15 protein-coding genes are annotated in these 15,320 nt (G+C 65.0%); 6 read left to right on the top strand and 9 right to left on the bottom strand.

All coding sequences use genetic code 11. The features are described 5' to 3' along the window. Positions 1-74 precede the first annotated feature (74 nt). The 5 genes from dhaM to SBP01_RS01545 form a co-directional block, all read right to left on the bottom strand. Positions 75-767, bottom strand: a complete 693-nt coding sequence (dhaM, locus tag SBP01_RS01565) for a dihydroxyacetone kinase phosphoryl donor subunit DhaM (protein WP_275213886.1) — start codon at positions 765-767, stop codon at positions 75-77. Further along, positions 764-1,396, bottom strand: a complete 633-nt coding sequence (dhaL, locus tag SBP01_RS01560; RefSeq protein WP_275213885.1) for a dihydroxyacetone kinase subunit DhaL — start codon at positions 1,394-1,396, stop codon at positions 764-766. Before dhaL ends, dhaM begins: the two co-directional genes overlap by 4 nt. A gap of 2 nt (positions 1,397-1,398) precedes the next feature. Then, complete coding sequence (gene dhaK / locus SBP01_RS01555; protein WP_320537263.1) at positions 1,399-2,400, bottom strand: dihydroxyacetone kinase subunit DhaK; 1,002 nt, start codon at positions 2,398-2,400, stop codon at positions 1,399-1,401. A 267-nt stretch (positions 2,401-2,667) separates the two neighbouring features. Then, positions 2,668-3,183, bottom strand: a complete 516-nt coding sequence (locus SBP01_RS01550) for an amino-acid N-acetyltransferase (RefSeq protein WP_275213883.1) — start codon at positions 3,181-3,183, stop codon at positions 2,668-2,670. Between the two features lie 322 nt (positions 3,184-3,505). Continuing rightward, positions 3,506-5,998: an ATP-dependent Clp protease ATP-binding subunit gene (locus SBP01_RS01545; protein ID WP_255769186.1), complete on the bottom strand. Its 2,493-nt coding sequence runs from the start codon at positions 5,996-5,998 to the stop codon at positions 3,506-3,508. A gap of 107 nt (positions 5,999-6,105) precedes the next feature. On the opposite strand from SBP01_RS01545, the gene SBP01_RS01540 reads away from it, so the two are divergent. Then, positions 6,106-6,336 carry a hypothetical protein gene (locus SBP01_RS01540; RefSeq protein WP_320537262.1) on the top strand — a complete coding sequence of 77 codons (231 nt, stop codon included), beginning with the start codon at positions 6,106-6,108 and terminating at the stop codon, positions 6,334-6,336. A gap of 274 nt (positions 6,337-6,610) precedes the next feature. Here SBP01_RS01540 and SBP01_RS01535 read toward each other — a convergent pair whose 3' ends face one another. The 3 genes from SBP01_RS01535 to lysS form a co-directional block, all read right to left on the bottom strand. Next, positions 6,611-6,940 carry a histone-like nucleoid-structuring protein Lsr2 gene (locus SBP01_RS01535; RefSeq protein ID WP_275213881.1) on the bottom strand — a complete coding sequence of 110 codons (330 nt, stop codon included), beginning with the start codon at positions 6,938-6,940 and terminating at the stop codon, positions 6,611-6,613. A gap of 133 nt (positions 6,941-7,073) precedes the next feature. Further along, entirely contained in the window at positions 7,074-7,253 is a 180-nt protein-coding gene (locus SBP01_RS01530) for a hypothetical protein (RefSeq protein WP_275213880.1), read from the bottom strand. Between the two features lie 2 nt (positions 7,254-7,255). Continuing rightward, entirely contained in the window at positions 7,256-8,788 is a 1,533-nt protein-coding gene (gene lysS, locus SBP01_RS01525) for a lysine--tRNA ligase (RefSeq protein WP_320537261.1), read from the bottom strand. Between the two features lie 67 nt (positions 8,789-8,855). Between lysS and SBP01_RS01520 the strand changes: the two genes are divergently transcribed. Genes SBP01_RS01520 through SBP01_RS01505 form a run of 4 tightly spaced genes read left to right on the top strand, consistent with a single transcriptional unit; the run spans position 8,856 to position 12,670 of the window. Beyond that, positions 8,856-9,740 (top strand): alpha/beta hydrolase, encoded by an 885-nt coding sequence (locus tag SBP01_RS01520; protein WP_320537260.1) that lies wholly within the window; start codon positions 8,856-8,858, stop codon positions 9,738-9,740. A 52-nt stretch (positions 9,741-9,792) separates the two neighbouring features. Continuing rightward, the gene (locus tag SBP01_RS01515) at positions 9,793-10,656 is read left to right on the top strand and encodes an alpha/beta hydrolase (protein WP_414004252.1); all 864 of its coding nucleotides are present in this window, start codon (positions 9,793-9,795) and stop codon (positions 10,654-10,656) included. 34 nt (positions 10,657-10,690) lie between these two features. Beyond that, positions 10,691-11,524, top strand: coding sequence for an alpha/beta fold hydrolase (locus SBP01_RS01510; RefSeq protein WP_275213876.1), 834 nt, complete (start codon positions 10,691-10,693; stop codon positions 11,522-11,524). A gap of 9 nt (positions 11,525-11,533) precedes the next feature. After that, positions 11,534-12,670: an alpha/beta hydrolase family protein gene (locus tag SBP01_RS01505; RefSeq protein ID WP_320537259.1), complete on the top strand. Its 1,137-nt coding sequence runs from the start codon at positions 11,534-11,536 to the stop codon at positions 12,668-12,670. A gap of 71 nt (positions 12,671-12,741) precedes the next feature. Here the strand turns inward: SBP01_RS01505 and SBP01_RS01500 are convergent, their stop codons facing one another. Further along, entirely contained in the window at positions 12,742-14,244 is a 1,503-nt protein-coding gene (locus tag SBP01_RS01500) for a DHA2 family efflux MFS transporter permease subunit (protein ID WP_275213874.1), read from the bottom strand. Between the two features lie 126 nt (positions 14,245-14,370). On the opposite strand from SBP01_RS01500, the gene SBP01_RS01495 reads away from it, so the two are divergent. Beyond that, positions 14,371-15,255 carry a LysR family transcriptional regulator gene (locus tag SBP01_RS01495; protein ID WP_275213873.1) on the top strand — a complete coding sequence of 295 codons (885 nt, stop codon included), beginning with the start codon at positions 14,371-14,373 and terminating at the stop codon, positions 15,253-15,255. The last annotated feature ends 65 nt before the right edge of the window (positions 15,256-15,320 follow it).

The raw sequence follows: 15,320 nt of genomic DNA, 5'->3' as shown, positions 1-15,320 counted from the left end.
CGCAACGGCCACCGGCTGGCCTTCCCGTTCATCCAGGTCTGGGGCGCGTCCGGCTCAACGGTTCTTTCTTGCCTCTAGGGTTCGCCGAAGCCCGCCTGCACGAGGCCGCCGACGTAATTCAAGGCACGCTCCGCATCCGGTCCCCACGCCTCGACGTGGAGCATGGATCCTTTGCCGGCACCGAGCGTCATCAGAGCGGTCATGGAGGCGCCGTCAACCCCGTTGATGGTGACGTCGGCGTTCATGGATGACAGCCCGCCGGCAACCTTGGCTGCCGGGCGGGCATGCATGCCGGCCTGGTTGATGAGTTCAAAGTCCCCGGTGAAGTCCGGTCCCGCACCGGTCACCGAGCCTTCCGCGACTTTGCTTACCGGCGATGCACCGGCAGCCCCTGAACCGTAAACATCCTCGGCCGCCTGCTTGACGGCCTGGGCGTCGGCCCCGGCCTGGGCGGCGACTGCGGCAGCCACCAGGCCCTCGACCAACGGCGCATCCGCAAGCAACACGGCGGCCGGGTCCTCCGCGAGTTCCTGTGCCGATTCCGCCGTCATCACGGCAGAGCCCAGATCTGTCAGGACCACCACACCCTCACCGCCGTTGGCCTGGTCCAGCGCGGACATGACCTTCTCCAGGCTTGTGCCGATCCTGCCATCCGAAGTTCCCCCCGCCGCGATCATCACAACGTCGGGCGCCATCTGGGCGGCAAGCTCCACGGCGCCGTCGGCGATCTTTTCGCTATGGGATACCACCACGAGGCGTACCGTCATGCAGCAGCCCCGACGGCGGCCCGGAGGATCAGGGCGCTGGAGGCAGCGCCGGGGTCGCGATGGCCGGCGCTCCGCTCCCCCAGGTAGCTGGCGCGGCCTTTGCGCGCCACCAGCGGGTCGGTCGCCACGGCGCCTGCTTCAGCGGCCTCGGCGGCGGCCACCAGCACAGCCAGAACATTGCCATTCCCGTCCGCGGCTGCCGCCTGGGCGGCTTCGACTGCAGGGGTCCAGGCGTCCACCATGGTTTTGTCGCCTGACTCGGCTTTGCCCCTGGCCACAATGCCGTCCCGGGCGGCCACCAACGCCGCGGCCAGCTTTGCGGGATCAACCTCGAGGGCATCGCCCAGTGCAGTGGCCGCCCGCAGGAAGGCCGTTCCGTACAGGGGGCCGGCCGCCCCGCCCACCTTGGACATCAGCGTCATGGCCGTCAGCTTCAGGGCTGCTCCGGGCGTCTCAGGCGGCGATTCCGCGAGTTTCTCCAGTACGGCCTGAAACCCTCGGTCCATGTTCTCGCCGTGGTCCGAGTCGCCTATGGGGCGATCCAGCTCAATGAGCCAGGCCCTGTTTTCGGCCATCGCCTCCGCGCACAGGGTCAGCCATTTGACGGCCCATTTAACGTCGAGCAGCATCGTTACACGCCCCAACGCAGCGCTGCCGTGTGGACGGGGGCGTCCCACAGTTGCGTCATTTCATCATCGAGCCGGAGCACCGAGATGGAGCAGCCCTGCATTTCCAGGGACGTGATGTAGTTTCCCACCAGCGAACGCTCCACAGTGGCCCCGCGTTCCTTGAGCACCTGCGCGGCGCGGCGGTAGACGATGTACAACTCGCTCAGCGGTGTACCGCCCATGCCGTTGACAAAGAGCAGGACCTTATCGCCACTGGCAAGGCCGAGGTCGCTGAGCACGGGTTCCAGCAGCCGGTCGGTGATTCCGTCCGCGTTCTCCATGGGGATCTTGTGCCGTCCGGGTTCGCCGTGGATCCCGATGCCGATTTCAATTTCATTGTCCGCCAGTTCGAAGCTCGGCGCCCCTGCGTGCGGTACAGTGCAGGCGGACAGGGCGACGCCCATGGTGCGCACATTGCTGTTGACGCGGTCGCCGATTTCAGCCACGGCATCCAGGCTGTCGCCCCGCTCGGCGGCGGCGCCGGCAATCTTCTCCACCAGGACAGTGCCCCCGACGCCGCGGCGTCCGGCGGTGTAGAGCGAATCCTCCACGGCGACGTCGTCGTTGACGAGGACAGTACGGACCTCCACGCCTTCGGCCTGCGCGAGTTCGGCGGCCGTCTCGAAGTTCAGGACGTCACCGGTGTAGTTCTTCACAATGTGGACGACGCCGGCGCCTGAGTTAACCCCGAGCGTCGCCGGAAGGATCTGGTCCGGTGTGGGTGAGGTGAATACCGCCCCCGGCACAGCCGCATCGAGCATTCCCAGCCCGACAAAACCGGCGTGGAGCGGTTCATGGCCGCTGCCTCCGCCGGAAAGGAGCCCGACTTTTCCTGACACAGGCGCGTCTTTGCGCGTGACGTACTTCGGATCGGCATTGACTGTGACGAGGTCAGCGTGGGCCAGGCCGAAGCCCTCCACTGACTCGTCTACTACCGAACGTGGATCATTGATGAGCTTTTTCATGGCAGAACTCCTGGGTGTGGGCTCGTGCTAGAGGATTGCACTTTGACCCTACTACCGCGGCATGTAACTCGGATAGCCTCCGGGTTCGGGCATAGGTAAGGGACAGCCCCCAATGACTGTCCCTTACCTGCAGGCCCCAAACTGCGGCCCGCTCAGTTTATCCATCAAATCGACTAAAACAAGGGTTTTCGTGGTGACATTACGCCGCACGACGCCGGCGGCCCGGCCCGGGTGCGCAGGGAACCACGACTTTGCGGGCGGTGGCCCTTAGAGGAACTTGATCATGCGCGTGTTACCGAGAGTGTTTGGTTTGACCCGTGCCAGGTCCAGGAACTCGGCGACGCCTTCGTCGTGGGAGCGGAGCAGCTCGGAGTAGACCGCCGGATCCACCGCTGACTGGTCCGCCATCACCTCAAAGCCGTGGCGCTTGAAGAAGTCCACCTCGAAGGTGAGGCAGAAGACGCGTGCGACGCCGAGCGCCCGCGCCTCCTCGAGGAGGCTTTCCACGAGGACGTGGCCCACGCCTTTGCCGCGCCAGGCGTCGGAGGCGGCCAGTGTGCGCACCTCGGCCAGGTCTTCCCACATCACGTGCAGGGCGCCGCAGCCGACGACGTCGCCGTCCGCCGATTCTGCGATCTTGAACTCCTGCAGGCTCTCGTAATACGCGACCGTCTCCTTGGCCATGAGGATCCGCTGTTCCGCCAGCGGAGCCACCAGTCTCTTGATGGCGTGGACATCGCCAGTGCGGGCAGGACGGATATGGAAAGTCTCGGAATCGGTCACACCGACAATCCTACGAGGCCAAGCAGCGACACCGGCAGCGATGCGGGTTGGGGCGCTCCCGCACCGGCGCCATTTGCCGCTTGCTGCTCGTACCTCGCTCTGACGCAAGCTACACAAATGACCCCGGCACGCTCGCTTTACAGAAACGCGCACCCGCGCACGAGGCGCCAGGTATCAGGGATTTATGTAGGCGCCGTCAAAGCGACGAAGGAGCAGGCGCCGGGAAATCTCTGATATCTGGCACCGGAATCGGCCACGACTGCCTTAACGCGCGAAGCCCCGCCGCTCCTTTGCGGAGTGACGGGGCTTCGGCGGTTACTGGTTAGACGCTCGGGGCGATTTCCGGGATGCGCGGCTTGGCGTTGCCGGCGAAGGTGAACTTGGCGTCGTCGCCTTCGCCGTCCACATCCACCACCACGATGTCGCCGGCGTGGATGTCGCCGAACAGGATCTTCTCGGAGAGCTGGTCCTCGATCTCGCGCTGGATGGTGCGGCGCAGCGGCCGGGCACCCATGGCGGGGTCGTAACCGCGGGTGGCCAGGAGCACCTTGGCCGCGGGCGTGAGCTCGATGCCCATGTCCTTGTCCTTGAGGCGCTTCTCCAGACGGCCCACGAACATGTCCACGATCTCGATGATCTCGTCCTGGGTCAGCTGCGGGAACACCACAACGTCGTCCACACGGTTCAGGAACTCGGGGCGGAAGTGCTGCTTGAGTTCCTCCGTCACGCGGGCACGCATCCGGTTGTAGCCGGTCTGCGTGTCGGTGCCGGACTGGAAGCCGGTGGCAACACTCTTGGAAATGTCCCGGGTACCGAGGTTCGTGGTCATGATGATCACGGTGTTCTTGAAGTCCACAACGCGGCCCTGGGAGTCGGTCAGGCGGCCGTCCTCCAGGATCTGCAGGAGCGAGTTGAAGAGGTCAGCGTGTGCCTTTTCCACTTCATCGAACAGGACCACGGAGAACGGACGACGGCGGACCTTCTCGGTAAGCTGGCCGCCCTCTTCGTAGCCGACGTAGCCCGGAGGGGCACCGAAAAGCCGCGAAACGGTGTGCTTCTCGGAGTACTCGGACATGTCCAGCGTGATGAGGGCGTCCTCTTCACCGAACAGGAACTCGGCCAGTGCCTTGGCCAGTTCGGTCTTGCCGACGCCGGTGGGGCCGGCGAAGATGAACGAGCCGCCGGGACGCTTGGGGTCCTTCAGGCCTGCACGGGTGCGGCGGATCGCCTGGGAGAGGGCCTTGATGGCCTCGTCCTGGCCCACTACGCGCTTGTGCAGTTCGTCTTCCATCTTCAGCAGGCGCGAGGACTCTTCCTCGGTCAGCTTGAAGACCGGGATGCCGGTGGAGTTGGCCAGCACCTCGGCGATGAGATCCTCATCCACCTCGGAGATGTCGTCCATGCCGCCGGACTTCCAGTGGCGTTCCTTCTCGGCACGCTCGGTGATGAGCTTCTGCTCCTTGTCACGGAGCGATGCGGCACCTTCGAAGTCCTGCGCGTCGATGGCCGATTCCTTCTCCATCTTCAGCTGGGCGATGCGCTCGTCCATGGCCTTCAGTTCCGGCGGGGCAGTCATCCGGCGAATGCGCAGCCGGGCACCGGCCTCATCGATCAGGTCGATGGCCTTGTCCGGCAGGAAGCGGTCCGAAATGTAGCGCTCGGCGAGGCTGGCAGCCGAGGCGAGGGCGCCGTCGGTGATGGTCACGCGGTGGTGCGCCTCGTAGCGGTCACGCAGGCCCTTAAGGATCTCGATCGCGTGCGCGACGGAAGGTTCCTTGACCTGGATCGGCTGGAAGCGGCGCTCCAGCGCGGCGTCCTTCTCGATGTGTTTGCGGTACTCGTCCAGGGTGGTGGCACCGATGGTCTGCAGTTCACCGCGGGCCAGCATGGGCTTCAGGATGGACGCGGCATCAATGGCACCTTCAGCAGCGCCGGCACCCACCAAGGTGTGGATTTCGTCGATGAAGAGGATGATGTCGCCGCGGGTGCGGATTTCCTTGAGGACCTTCTTCAGCCGCTCTTCGAAGTCACCGCGGTACCGGGAGCCTGCCACCAGGGACCCGAGGTCCAGGGTGTAGAGCTGCTTGTCCTTGATGGTCTCGGGGACGTCGCCGCGGACAATCGCCTGGGCGAGGCCTTCGACGACGGCGGTCTTGCCAACGCCGGGCTCACCGATCAGCACGGGGTTGTTCTTGGTACGGCGGGAAAGGACCTGCATGACGCGTTCCATTTCCTGCTCGCGGCCGATCACAGGATCCAGCTTGTTCTCGCGCGCAGCCTGCGTCAGGTTGCGGCCGAACTGGTCCAGTACCACGGACCCTGCGGGGGTGCCTTCGGGCTGGCCGGCCCCGACGCCTGCGCCGGTGGTTTCCTTGCCCTGGTAGCCGGAAAGCAGCTGGATTACCTGCTGGCGGACCCGGTTGAGGTCGGCGCCGAGCTTGACGAGCACCTGGGCAGCCACACCCTCACCCTCGCGGATGAGACCCAGCAGGATGTGCTCCGTGCCGATGTAGTTGTGGCCCAGCTGCAGCGCCTCACGCAGGGAGAGCTCCAGCACCTTTTTGGCACGGGGCGTGAAGGGAATGTGGCCGGACGGAGCCTGCTGGCCCTGACCGATGATCTCCTGCACCTGCTCACGCACGCCGTCGAGCGAAATGCTCAAGGACTCAAGAGCCTTGGCGGCAACGCCTTCACCCTCATGGATCAGACCCAACAGGATGTGTTCGGTACCAATATAGTTATGGTTCAGCATGCGTGCCTCTTCTTGGGCAAGCACAACGACGCGACGGGCACGGTCCGTAAATCGCTCAAACATTTCGCCACACTCCTAGCTACAACGTACTTTGATGCTACGTGCCCGATCCCGTCTTGTGGAGCGTGTTCGCCACAGGGGAAACATGACGCGTTCAACCTCCCGTAACCATGGCCCGCTTCGACCCGCTCAACGCCGTCAGCAAGGGGAACGTCATGGAATTCATCACTGCGCTCATGACCCTGGCGACCGTGACGCTGGCCGGCATCGGCGGTCTCTATTACCCGTACGCATGTTCCGTGATGCCCGGATTGCGTGGCACGGATGCCGGCCACTATTGCCCTTGCCTGTTACACCGCCACGTTGGCCATTACCGCACTCGTGAATATCCCCCTGAATAACAGGGCTTGCCGGCGCGGCGGCCTCGGAACACGCGGCGACCGGCAGGGAATAATTCGAACGACGGTGGACACGCTGCAATATTTACCGGACCTGGTGGTCGCTGGCGGCCCTGGTAGCCCCCTGTATTGCGTTGGCCATGCTTTGACCGGCACTTTAGCCGGGACATCCGTATTTCCGGGCCGAGGTCCGGAGGTGTTATTCAATTGGCAGCAAAGAACCCTGTTCCGCCGCGAGCCGAAACAGGGTTCTTTGCAATCTGAGTCAGGCAGGTTCCTACGAATTCGCCTTCTGGTAGGCTTCCTGGATTTCAGCTTGAATTCGGCCTCGGCTGTTGACCGTGTAGCCGTTGTCACGAGCCCACTGACGGATCTGTGCCGAGTCGTTGCCACGGCCTGTAACGGCGGCTTTGGTGCGTGTAGTGCGGCCGGCCGAAGTTTTGCGGGCGGCAGCAATAAAACGCTCCAGGCTGGAACGCAGTTCGGCTGCATTTGCGGCCGACAGATCGATTTCATAGCTGGCCCCGTCAAGGCCAAACCGGACATTCTCGTCCGCGGATCCCCCATCCAGATCATCTACGAGGATGATGTTTACTTTCTGTGCCATTTAAAGACTTCCTCTTTGAGGTTCGGGGTGTGCAGAAAAGCAGGATGTTTCTACAAAAAGTATGAACCTCATTATGGCACCACGTCAAAGTGACAATAGACCGCTGGGGATAATCACAGAAAGTACAGGTGGTTTACTTATCCGGATCGGCGTCCGGGCCGTCCAATGGCATATCGGTCCGCGCGTCGGCCTCGGCCTGGGCGCGCGCCTCCGCCTGCCGTTCGGACTTATCGGCATTAAAGATCGATTTCATGGCGAACCAAAAGATCAGCCCCACCACTAATGACGGCAGCAGTACAGCTACGTATTCCATAATCAGTGCCCTTCGGGCTTCAGGAGCGGGAAGAGGATGGTTTCCCGGATGCCTGCTCCGGTGAACAGCATGACCAGACGGTCGATTCCCAGCCCGATCCCGCCCATGGGCGGGGCGCCGTATTCGAGGGCGCGGAGGAAGTCCTCATCCAGTTGCATGGCCTCATCATCACCGGCAGCCGCGTGCCGCGACTGCTCGGTGAGCCGCTCACGCTGAATGACGGGGTCGATCAGTTCGGAGAAGGCGGTGCCGCGTTCCATGCCGCCGATGATCAGGTCCCAGGCCTCGATCAGCCGGCCGTCTGTGCGGTGCGGGCGGGCCAGCGGCTGGGCGGAGGGCGGGTAGTCATAGACAAACGTGGGGTTGAGCAGCGTGGGCTCCACGATTTCACCGAAGAGTTCCACGGCCAGTTTCTCGGCGTCCCACTTGGGGTCCACCTTGACCTCGTGCTTGGCGGCAATTTCGCGCAGTACCTCCAGCGAAGTGTCCGGCGTGACCTCCTGGCCAACGGCGTCGGAGAGCCCCGGGTAGACCGAAACCCAAGCCCAGTCGCCGTCGAGGTTGATCTCCCCGGCTTCGGTCTGGAGGGTGCGTCCGGCACCTACGGCGTCGGCGGCGTCGAGGATGATCTCCTTGATGCGGTCAGCCATGACGAACTGGTCCGCCCATGCTTCGTAGCACTCGAGCGTGGTGAATTCGGGGCTGTGGGTGGAGTCCACGCCCTCGTTGCGGAAGACGCGGCCCATGTCGTAGACGCGATCGATCCCGCCCACCACTGCGCGTTTGAGGTACAGCTCGGTGGCGATGCGCAGGGTCATCTTCTGGTCGAACGCGTTCATGTGCGTCTCAAACGGACGCGCCAGGGCGCCGCCGTGGACCAACTGCAGAATGGGAGTTTCCACTTCCACATAGTTGTGGCGGTGGAGGCTTTCGCGGATGGAGCGGGTAATGGCCGCACGGGTATAGACCATTTCGCGGGCTTCATCGCGCACCATCAGGTCCACGTAACGCTGCCGGACCCGGGTTTCCTCGTTCAGTTCCGCGTGCAGCACGGGCAGCGGGCGCAAGGCCTTGGAGGCCATGGACCAGGATTCGGCCATCACGGACAGCTCACCGCGGCGGGAGGAAATCACCTCACCCTTGATGAACACGTGGTCGCCCAGATCCACCAGGGCCTTCCACTCGGCGAGCGCTTCCTCGCCCACGTTAGCGAGGCTGAGCATGGCCTGCAGCCGGGTGCCCTTGCCGTCAAGGCCGCCCTCCTGGAGGGTTGCGAAACAGAGCTTGCCGGTGTTGCGCACAAACACCACGCGGCCGGTGACGCCAACGGTGTCGCCCGTGGTGTCATCCGCTTCGAGGTGCGCGTACTTTTCGCGGATTTCCGTCAGGGAGTGTGTGCGTTCCACGCCCACCGGGTACGCCTCGGTGCCGCGTTCGATCAGCTTGGCGCGCTTTTCCATGCGGATGCGCATCTGCTCGCTGGCATCGAGCGGCTCTGGGGCGTTCTTGGGGGTGGGGGTGTTTTGGGAAGTCACAATCCCCAAGTTTACCGGGAGTTGCGCCAGCCGGGTTCCGGCCGGCGCCCGGGCATAGACTCGGGCTGTGGAGTCCTGGAAACTAGAAACGGCGGACGGCGGACACCTGGAGGTGCATTCGTTCCTCACCCCTGCGGGACAAGACGCGACGACGGCGGGACCTCCCGGCGTCGTCATCGTCCACGGCACGCTGGTCACCGACGCCCTCTACCGCCCCTTTGCCCGGAAACTCAGCCTCCTGCTGGGACGCCCGGTGCACTGCTATAACCGGCGCGGCCGGGCGGGGTCCTCGCCGCAGCCGGACGATTACTCGGCTGATACCGAGATCGGCGACCTCGCTGCGGTGATGGAAAAGACCGGCTCCACGGATGTCGTGGCGCACAGCTACGGCGGTTTTGTAGCCCTCCAGGCTGCGCGGACGTTGCCGATCGGCAGGCTGGTGACCTATGACGCGGCGGTGTCGCTGTCCGGGAACCTCAGCCACCGGTGGCGGCCCGAGCTGGAGGACGCGGTCACCGCCGGCCAGCTGAACCATGCCTGGGCTCACCTGGTCCAGGGCCTGGGCACGGCCGGGCCGCTGTCCTACCTGCCGCTGGGCGCACTGCGGATGCTGAGTATCCTCTCCGCGAGGACAAACCTCGGAACAGAGATGCGGCAGCTGCTGCCCACGGCAGTGAAAGAGATGCGCGCAGTGCTGGCCGCCGACGCCGATCTGGACGATTTTGCGGCCCTCACCACCCCCATCCTGATGCTCAGCGGCGGCTGGAGCCCGGCCTACTTCGCGGAGACCGGGCGGCAGCTGGCGGCTGCGGTCCCGTCCATCGAGTTCCGCATAGTTCCGGGGCAGTTGCACGAAGGACCCATCCGGCCCGGCAAGGGACTTGCCGTGCGGATTGCCCGGTTCATCAATGCCAGCGACGGCCAGATCCAGAGACTGGGCCGGCGCCGGTAACGGGCCCGGACTCAGCCGGCGCCCAGCCGGGGCTCAGGACCGTCCCCCTAGGATGGGAACCGTGAAAGAGCAGGAAGTGCCCACGCACGACGGCGGCCGGCTGGCTTTATACAGCTACGGCACCCCGGACGCGCCGGGAGAACGCCGGGTGGTGGTCATCGGCGGCGCCTTCCTCACCGCGCTCATATACCGGCCGTTCTCCGTCGCCCTGGCCGATGGCCTGGGCGACGGCTGGGCCGTGGACGTTTACGACCGGCGCGGCCGCGGCAAGTCAACCGAACAGCCTCCCGGTTACTCCATGGCCACGGAAATCGCTGACGTCCGCACCATCATGGATGTCACCGGCGCCCGCAACCTGCTGGGCCACAGCCTGGGCGGCTCTGTGGCCCTCAACGCCGTGCAGGAGTTCGCGGGCACTCCGCACGAACCGGACAAGCTGGCGGTTTACGACGCGGCTGTGAACATCGAAGGCAGCATCGACACCTCGTGGCTGGACGATTTCGAAACTGCGGTCAACAGCGGGAAGTTGGGGCATGCCATGGCCCACCTGAAGAAGGGAATGCAGCCGGCCACGCCGTTGTCCAAAATCCCGGAACCTGTCCTGGCCGGACTCATGGCACTGGTGTCCCGGACCAAAGTCAACAAAATGGCGCGGGAGCTGATGCCTACCGGCGTGGGCGAGCTTCGCGCCGCGTACGACGAAGCAGAGCATGCCCGGGACTTCGCCGTGCTGCCCGCCGGCACCCATTTCATGGCGGGCGGCAAGAGCCCCCGTTATTACAAGGTCACGGCCCAGCGCCTTCACGCGGCAGTGCCCGGGAGCACTTTTGAGCTGTCCCCGAAGGGCTACCACGGCTCCATCCCTGCCGCCGTGAAGGAACTGGTCAGCGACATCGCCGGGTACTTCAAGGGCTAAGGCATTCCGCAGGATGCTCGGCTAGGCTCGGATCATGACGCGCGAGACAATTACAACCCCAGACGGCGGCACCTTGGAGCTTTTCACCACGGGTGCGGAACTGGCCTCGGCCGGCTCCGGCGTGGTTGTTGTGCATGCCTCCATGGTGACCGCTGCCGACTACACCCGCTTTGCGCAGAAACTCAGCGCCGCCCTTGGCCGGCCCGTGCACACCTTTAACCGCCGCGGCCGGGGATCCTCCTCGCCGCAGGCTTTGGACTACACCCTGGACGCCGACATCCGGGACCTGGACGCCGTCATGAAGCACACGTCCAGCACGGACGTGTTCGGCCATAGCTTCGGCGGTGCGCTGGCCCTGCACGCGGCCCGGACCCTTCCCGTGGAGCGCCTGGCCGTTTACGACCCCGCCGTTTCCGTGAACCACAGCGTCACGGCCGACTGGACACCGGAATATGAACGCGCAACCGCAGCCGGGGACGACGACCGTGCCCTCGCCGTCCTCACCAAAGGCCTGGAAACCGGCGGCGCCTTCTCCCGGATGCCGCTCTCCATGCTCACCATCGCCAACAAGCTCACCGCAGGCACTCATCTCGGCAAGCAGATGCGCGACATGATGCGCACGGGCGTCCGGGAAATCAAGGCGATCATCGCTGCCGACATGCCGGCGGAACCCTTCCTTGAGTTGCCCCTGGAGACCCTGATCGTGGTGGGCGAAAAGAGCCCGGCCTACTTCGGTGTGGCGTGCGGCCAGATCCACGATGTCCTCTCCGGTTCCAGCTACACCATCCTCCCCGGCTTCGGCCACGACGGCGTGATCAAGGCGCCGGAGAAACTTATCACCGAGCTCAGCGACTTCTTCGCCGGCTGAGCCGGGCAGGTGACGAACGTCCGGGTCTTCGTTGGTGCTGCAGCAATCGCCGCAGCCGCCACGGCGGGCTGGGCAACAGTGCACATCGCGAGATCCCTGGTCACCCCGGCGGGCAGGCATCGGGAACGAATCAGGATCCTGGCTTCCGACGCCGGCACGGTGACCCTCAGCGCCAGCCGCGACACGCTGGCTCCCGGCGTCTTCAGCCTTTACTGGGGCAACCGGACCGGGCACGCACGCATCGGCCGCGTGTTGTCCAGCGAGTCAGAAGCCCGCACCGTCATCCGCCGGGTGGAGGCCATTTATGCGGGCCGGCTGGAGCCGGGCACCTCGGGCTACTGGTCCGGGTACGTTTACCCAAGCCCGGGCGCAGCCGGACTCCCTTATGAGGACGTTACCCTGCCGGGACCCGCGCCGGCCTGGCTCGTTCCCGGCACCCTCCAGCGCTCCTGGGTCATCCACATCCACGGCCTGGGCGGACGCCGGACAACGGGGCTTCGCACGGCGCCGTTCTTTCACGCGCAGGGGCTCACCCAGCTGCTGATCTCGTTCCGGGGAGACGGCGACGCTCCCCCGACAGCCGATGGCAAACACCACCTCGGCGTCAGTGAACTGGCCGACCTTGAAGCGGCCCTGGCGTTTGCGGCGGGGCGGGGCGCAGCGTCCATCATCCTGTCGGGCTGGTCGATGGGCGCAGTCATGGCCCTGGCCGCCGCACACACATCTGAGCACAGGAACCTGATTACGGGCCTCATCCTGACCGCACCTGTCCTGGACTGGAACCGGACCCTGATTTCCAACCTGGCTTCAGCGCGTCTGCCGTCCGTTCTGGCACACGGAGTTTCGCGCATCCTCGGCAGTCCCCTTCACCGGTTCACCGGTTCGCCGGATTGCATCAGCCGCTTGACCTGCGGTCCCTGGTCTTTACCGGGGGTTGCGCCGCCGGTCCCGGTACTCATCCTTCATGGTGATGGCGACGCCAGGACACCCATCCGGATCAGTGAGGACTTCGCCGGCCGTTTTCCGGAGCTTGTGCGGCTGGTCAGGTTTCCCGCCTGCAGGCACACCCAGGAGTGGAACAGCTGGCCGGCGCTCTGGGAGGACTCGGTGGCCGGCTGGCTGCGGGGACTTACCCCAAGTAGGTAGCAGTATGTGTCGTTTTGAGCGCTCAAAACGACACATAGTGCTACCCAGTTGGGTGAGTGCGCTTAGTTGGGTCAGTGGGCGGCGTGACCCGGCGCGGCACCTTCCGTTTTGCGCATCATCGCGGAAAGCACGACGGCGGCAAAGGCTATGACAGTCGCCGTCAGGAAGGCGGCACTCATGCCCGCCACCAGCCCGGAGGACGCCGACACCACCGCAAAGATGGACACCAGCAGCGCCGTACCGGCGGCGCCGGCAACCTGCTGCGAGGTGCTCATGATGGCGGACCCGTGGGAGTAGAGATGCGGCGGGAGCGGATTCAGGCCGGTGGTGAACGCCGGTGTGAACAGCAACGCGAGGCCGAAGCTCAGGACGACGTGCAGGGTCACGATCCACCACACCTCAGTGCCGGCGTCGAGCATGGAGAACTGCCAGAGGGTAACCACCATCAGGACCGAGCCAGTCACGGTCAGCGGCAGCGGGCCCACTTTGTCGAACAGCCGCCCGATGAACGGGCCCAGCAGGCCCATCGCCAGGCCGCCCGGGAGCAGCACGAGGCCCGTCTCCAGCGAACCCAGGCCGCGGACTTCCTGCAGGTACAGCGGCAGCAGGATGACAGTCCCGAACAATGCCATCATGGCCACCACCATGAGCAGCACCGACACCGTGAACATGCGGAAGTTGAAGGCCCTGAGGTCCAGCAGCGGAGCATCCGCCTTCTGCAGTCTGAGTTGGCGGAGCACAAAGACCGCCAGGCTGGCCACGCCGATGGCCAGCGCCGCGATGGCCACTGCGCCGGGGCCGCTCTGGCCGCCGCCGATCTGGCTCAGGCCGTACACGAGTCCGCCGAAAGCGGGGACCGTCAGAAGTACCGAGAGGAAGTCGAGCTTGGTCTTTTCGGTCTCGCCCACGTTCGTCAGGTACTTCGCCCCGATGGCCAAGGCAGCCAGTGCGACCGGAAGGACAAAGACAAACATAAAGCGCCACGTGAAGTGCTCCAGGATCAGCCCGGAGACGGTGGGGCCCATGGCCGGTGCCACGGAGATCGCGATGCTGACGTTACCCATCACTGCGCCCCGCCTGCCCAGCGGGACAAGCGTAAGGATGGTGGTCATCAGCAACGGCAGCATGATGGCGGTGCCGCCGGCCTGGATGATGCGCGCCAGAAGCAGGATTTCAAAGCCTGGTGCCACGGCAGCGAGCGCAGTGCCCGCGGCGAAGAGGCCCATGGCCAGCATAAAGACGGCACGGGTGGACAGGCTCTGCAGGATGAACCCGGTGGTGGGGATGACGACGGCCATGGTGAGCATAAAGCCGGTGGAGAGCCACTGCACGGTGGGCGCGTCCACTCCGAGGTCCACCATCAGCCGCTGCAGCGCAACGTTCATGATGGTCTCGTTCAGGATCACCACGAAGGTCGCCACGAGCAGGGTGGCAATGATGGTCACCGACTCCCGGGACAGCTTCTCCGGCGCGGCGGACTTCGACGCCGAGGCCTGTGCGGGCTCGCCGGTTTGGCCGGACTGCCCGGGCGGGCCCGGCTGACCGGAGGCGTTCGAAGAGACTTCTGTAGACATGGGTGTTCCCTCAGGGAGTAAGAATGAAGTGGCGCGCGAGCATCGTCGCTGCAGATTCCAACACTGTACCCGCCACAGTCATTCCTGCGCACGGGGTTTTTCTTTGCTGCGCGTAGGCTGTTTGGCGTGGACACCCGGAAACTGAAGTATTTCCTGGCCGTTGTTGACCATGACGGATTCAACCGGGCTGCGGAGCACCTGCTGATCGCCCAGCCGTCGCTGTCCCAGACCATCGCCAGCCTGGAAAAGGAACTGGGCGTACCGCTCTTTCACCGGATCGGCCGCCGAGCTGTGCTCAGTGACGCCGGCAAGGAACTGGTGGGGCCGGCCCGCTTGGTCATGCGGGACCTGGACGCCGCACAGTCAGCCGTCCAAGCCCTGCGTGGCGTCCGCAGCGGAAAGCTCGACATCATCACCATGCCGTCCCCCGGCATCGAACCGCTGACGTCCATGATCGCCGGCTTTACCCGGGTTCACCCGTCCGTACGGCTCAACGTCAGCGCTGCCTTCACCCCGGAAGAAGTAATCGAATCGGTCCGGAGCGGAAGCACGGAAATTGGCCTGGCGGGATCCCCCATGCCCATCAGGGTGCCGGGCGTCAACGTCCTGGACCTGGAGCGCCAGCCACTGATCCTGATCGTTAACCCGCAGGCGGACACCTTCCGCCCGGGGCCGGCCATCCAGCGCGAAGACCTGGGCGGTCACCGCCTGATTGCCAGCCAGCGCGGATCGCTGATGCGGTGGCTGGTCGACGACGCCCTGGCGCACGGGGTCCAGGTAGAGATCGTCGTCGAAGTGGCACACCGGACCTCCATCCTGCCGCTGGTGCTGGCTGGCGTCGGACACGCGGTGATGCCCTCGTCCTGGGCGCCCACCGCCCACAAAGCCGGGCTCCGTACGCTGCTGATCGAACCGGTGTCCCATCTGGACGTGGCCATCCTGAGCCGGAAGGACGGCCTGACCCCCGCGGCGCAGGCCTTCCTGAAAGTGGCCGCCGAGCACGTGGACTAGCTCCCCCCATCGATTGCTCCAATATGGCACTTTCGAGTGCTCATAACGGCAGTTACGGAGCAATC

Origin of the sequence: Pseudarthrobacter sp. IC2-21 (assembly GCF_034048115.1) — a bacterium.
In the GTDB taxonomy this organism is placed as follows: Bacteria; Actinomycetota; Actinomycetes; order Actinomycetales; family Micrococcaceae; genus Arthrobacter; species Arthrobacter naphthalenicus.
This window is presented reverse-complemented; position numbering and strand designations above follow the sequence as displayed.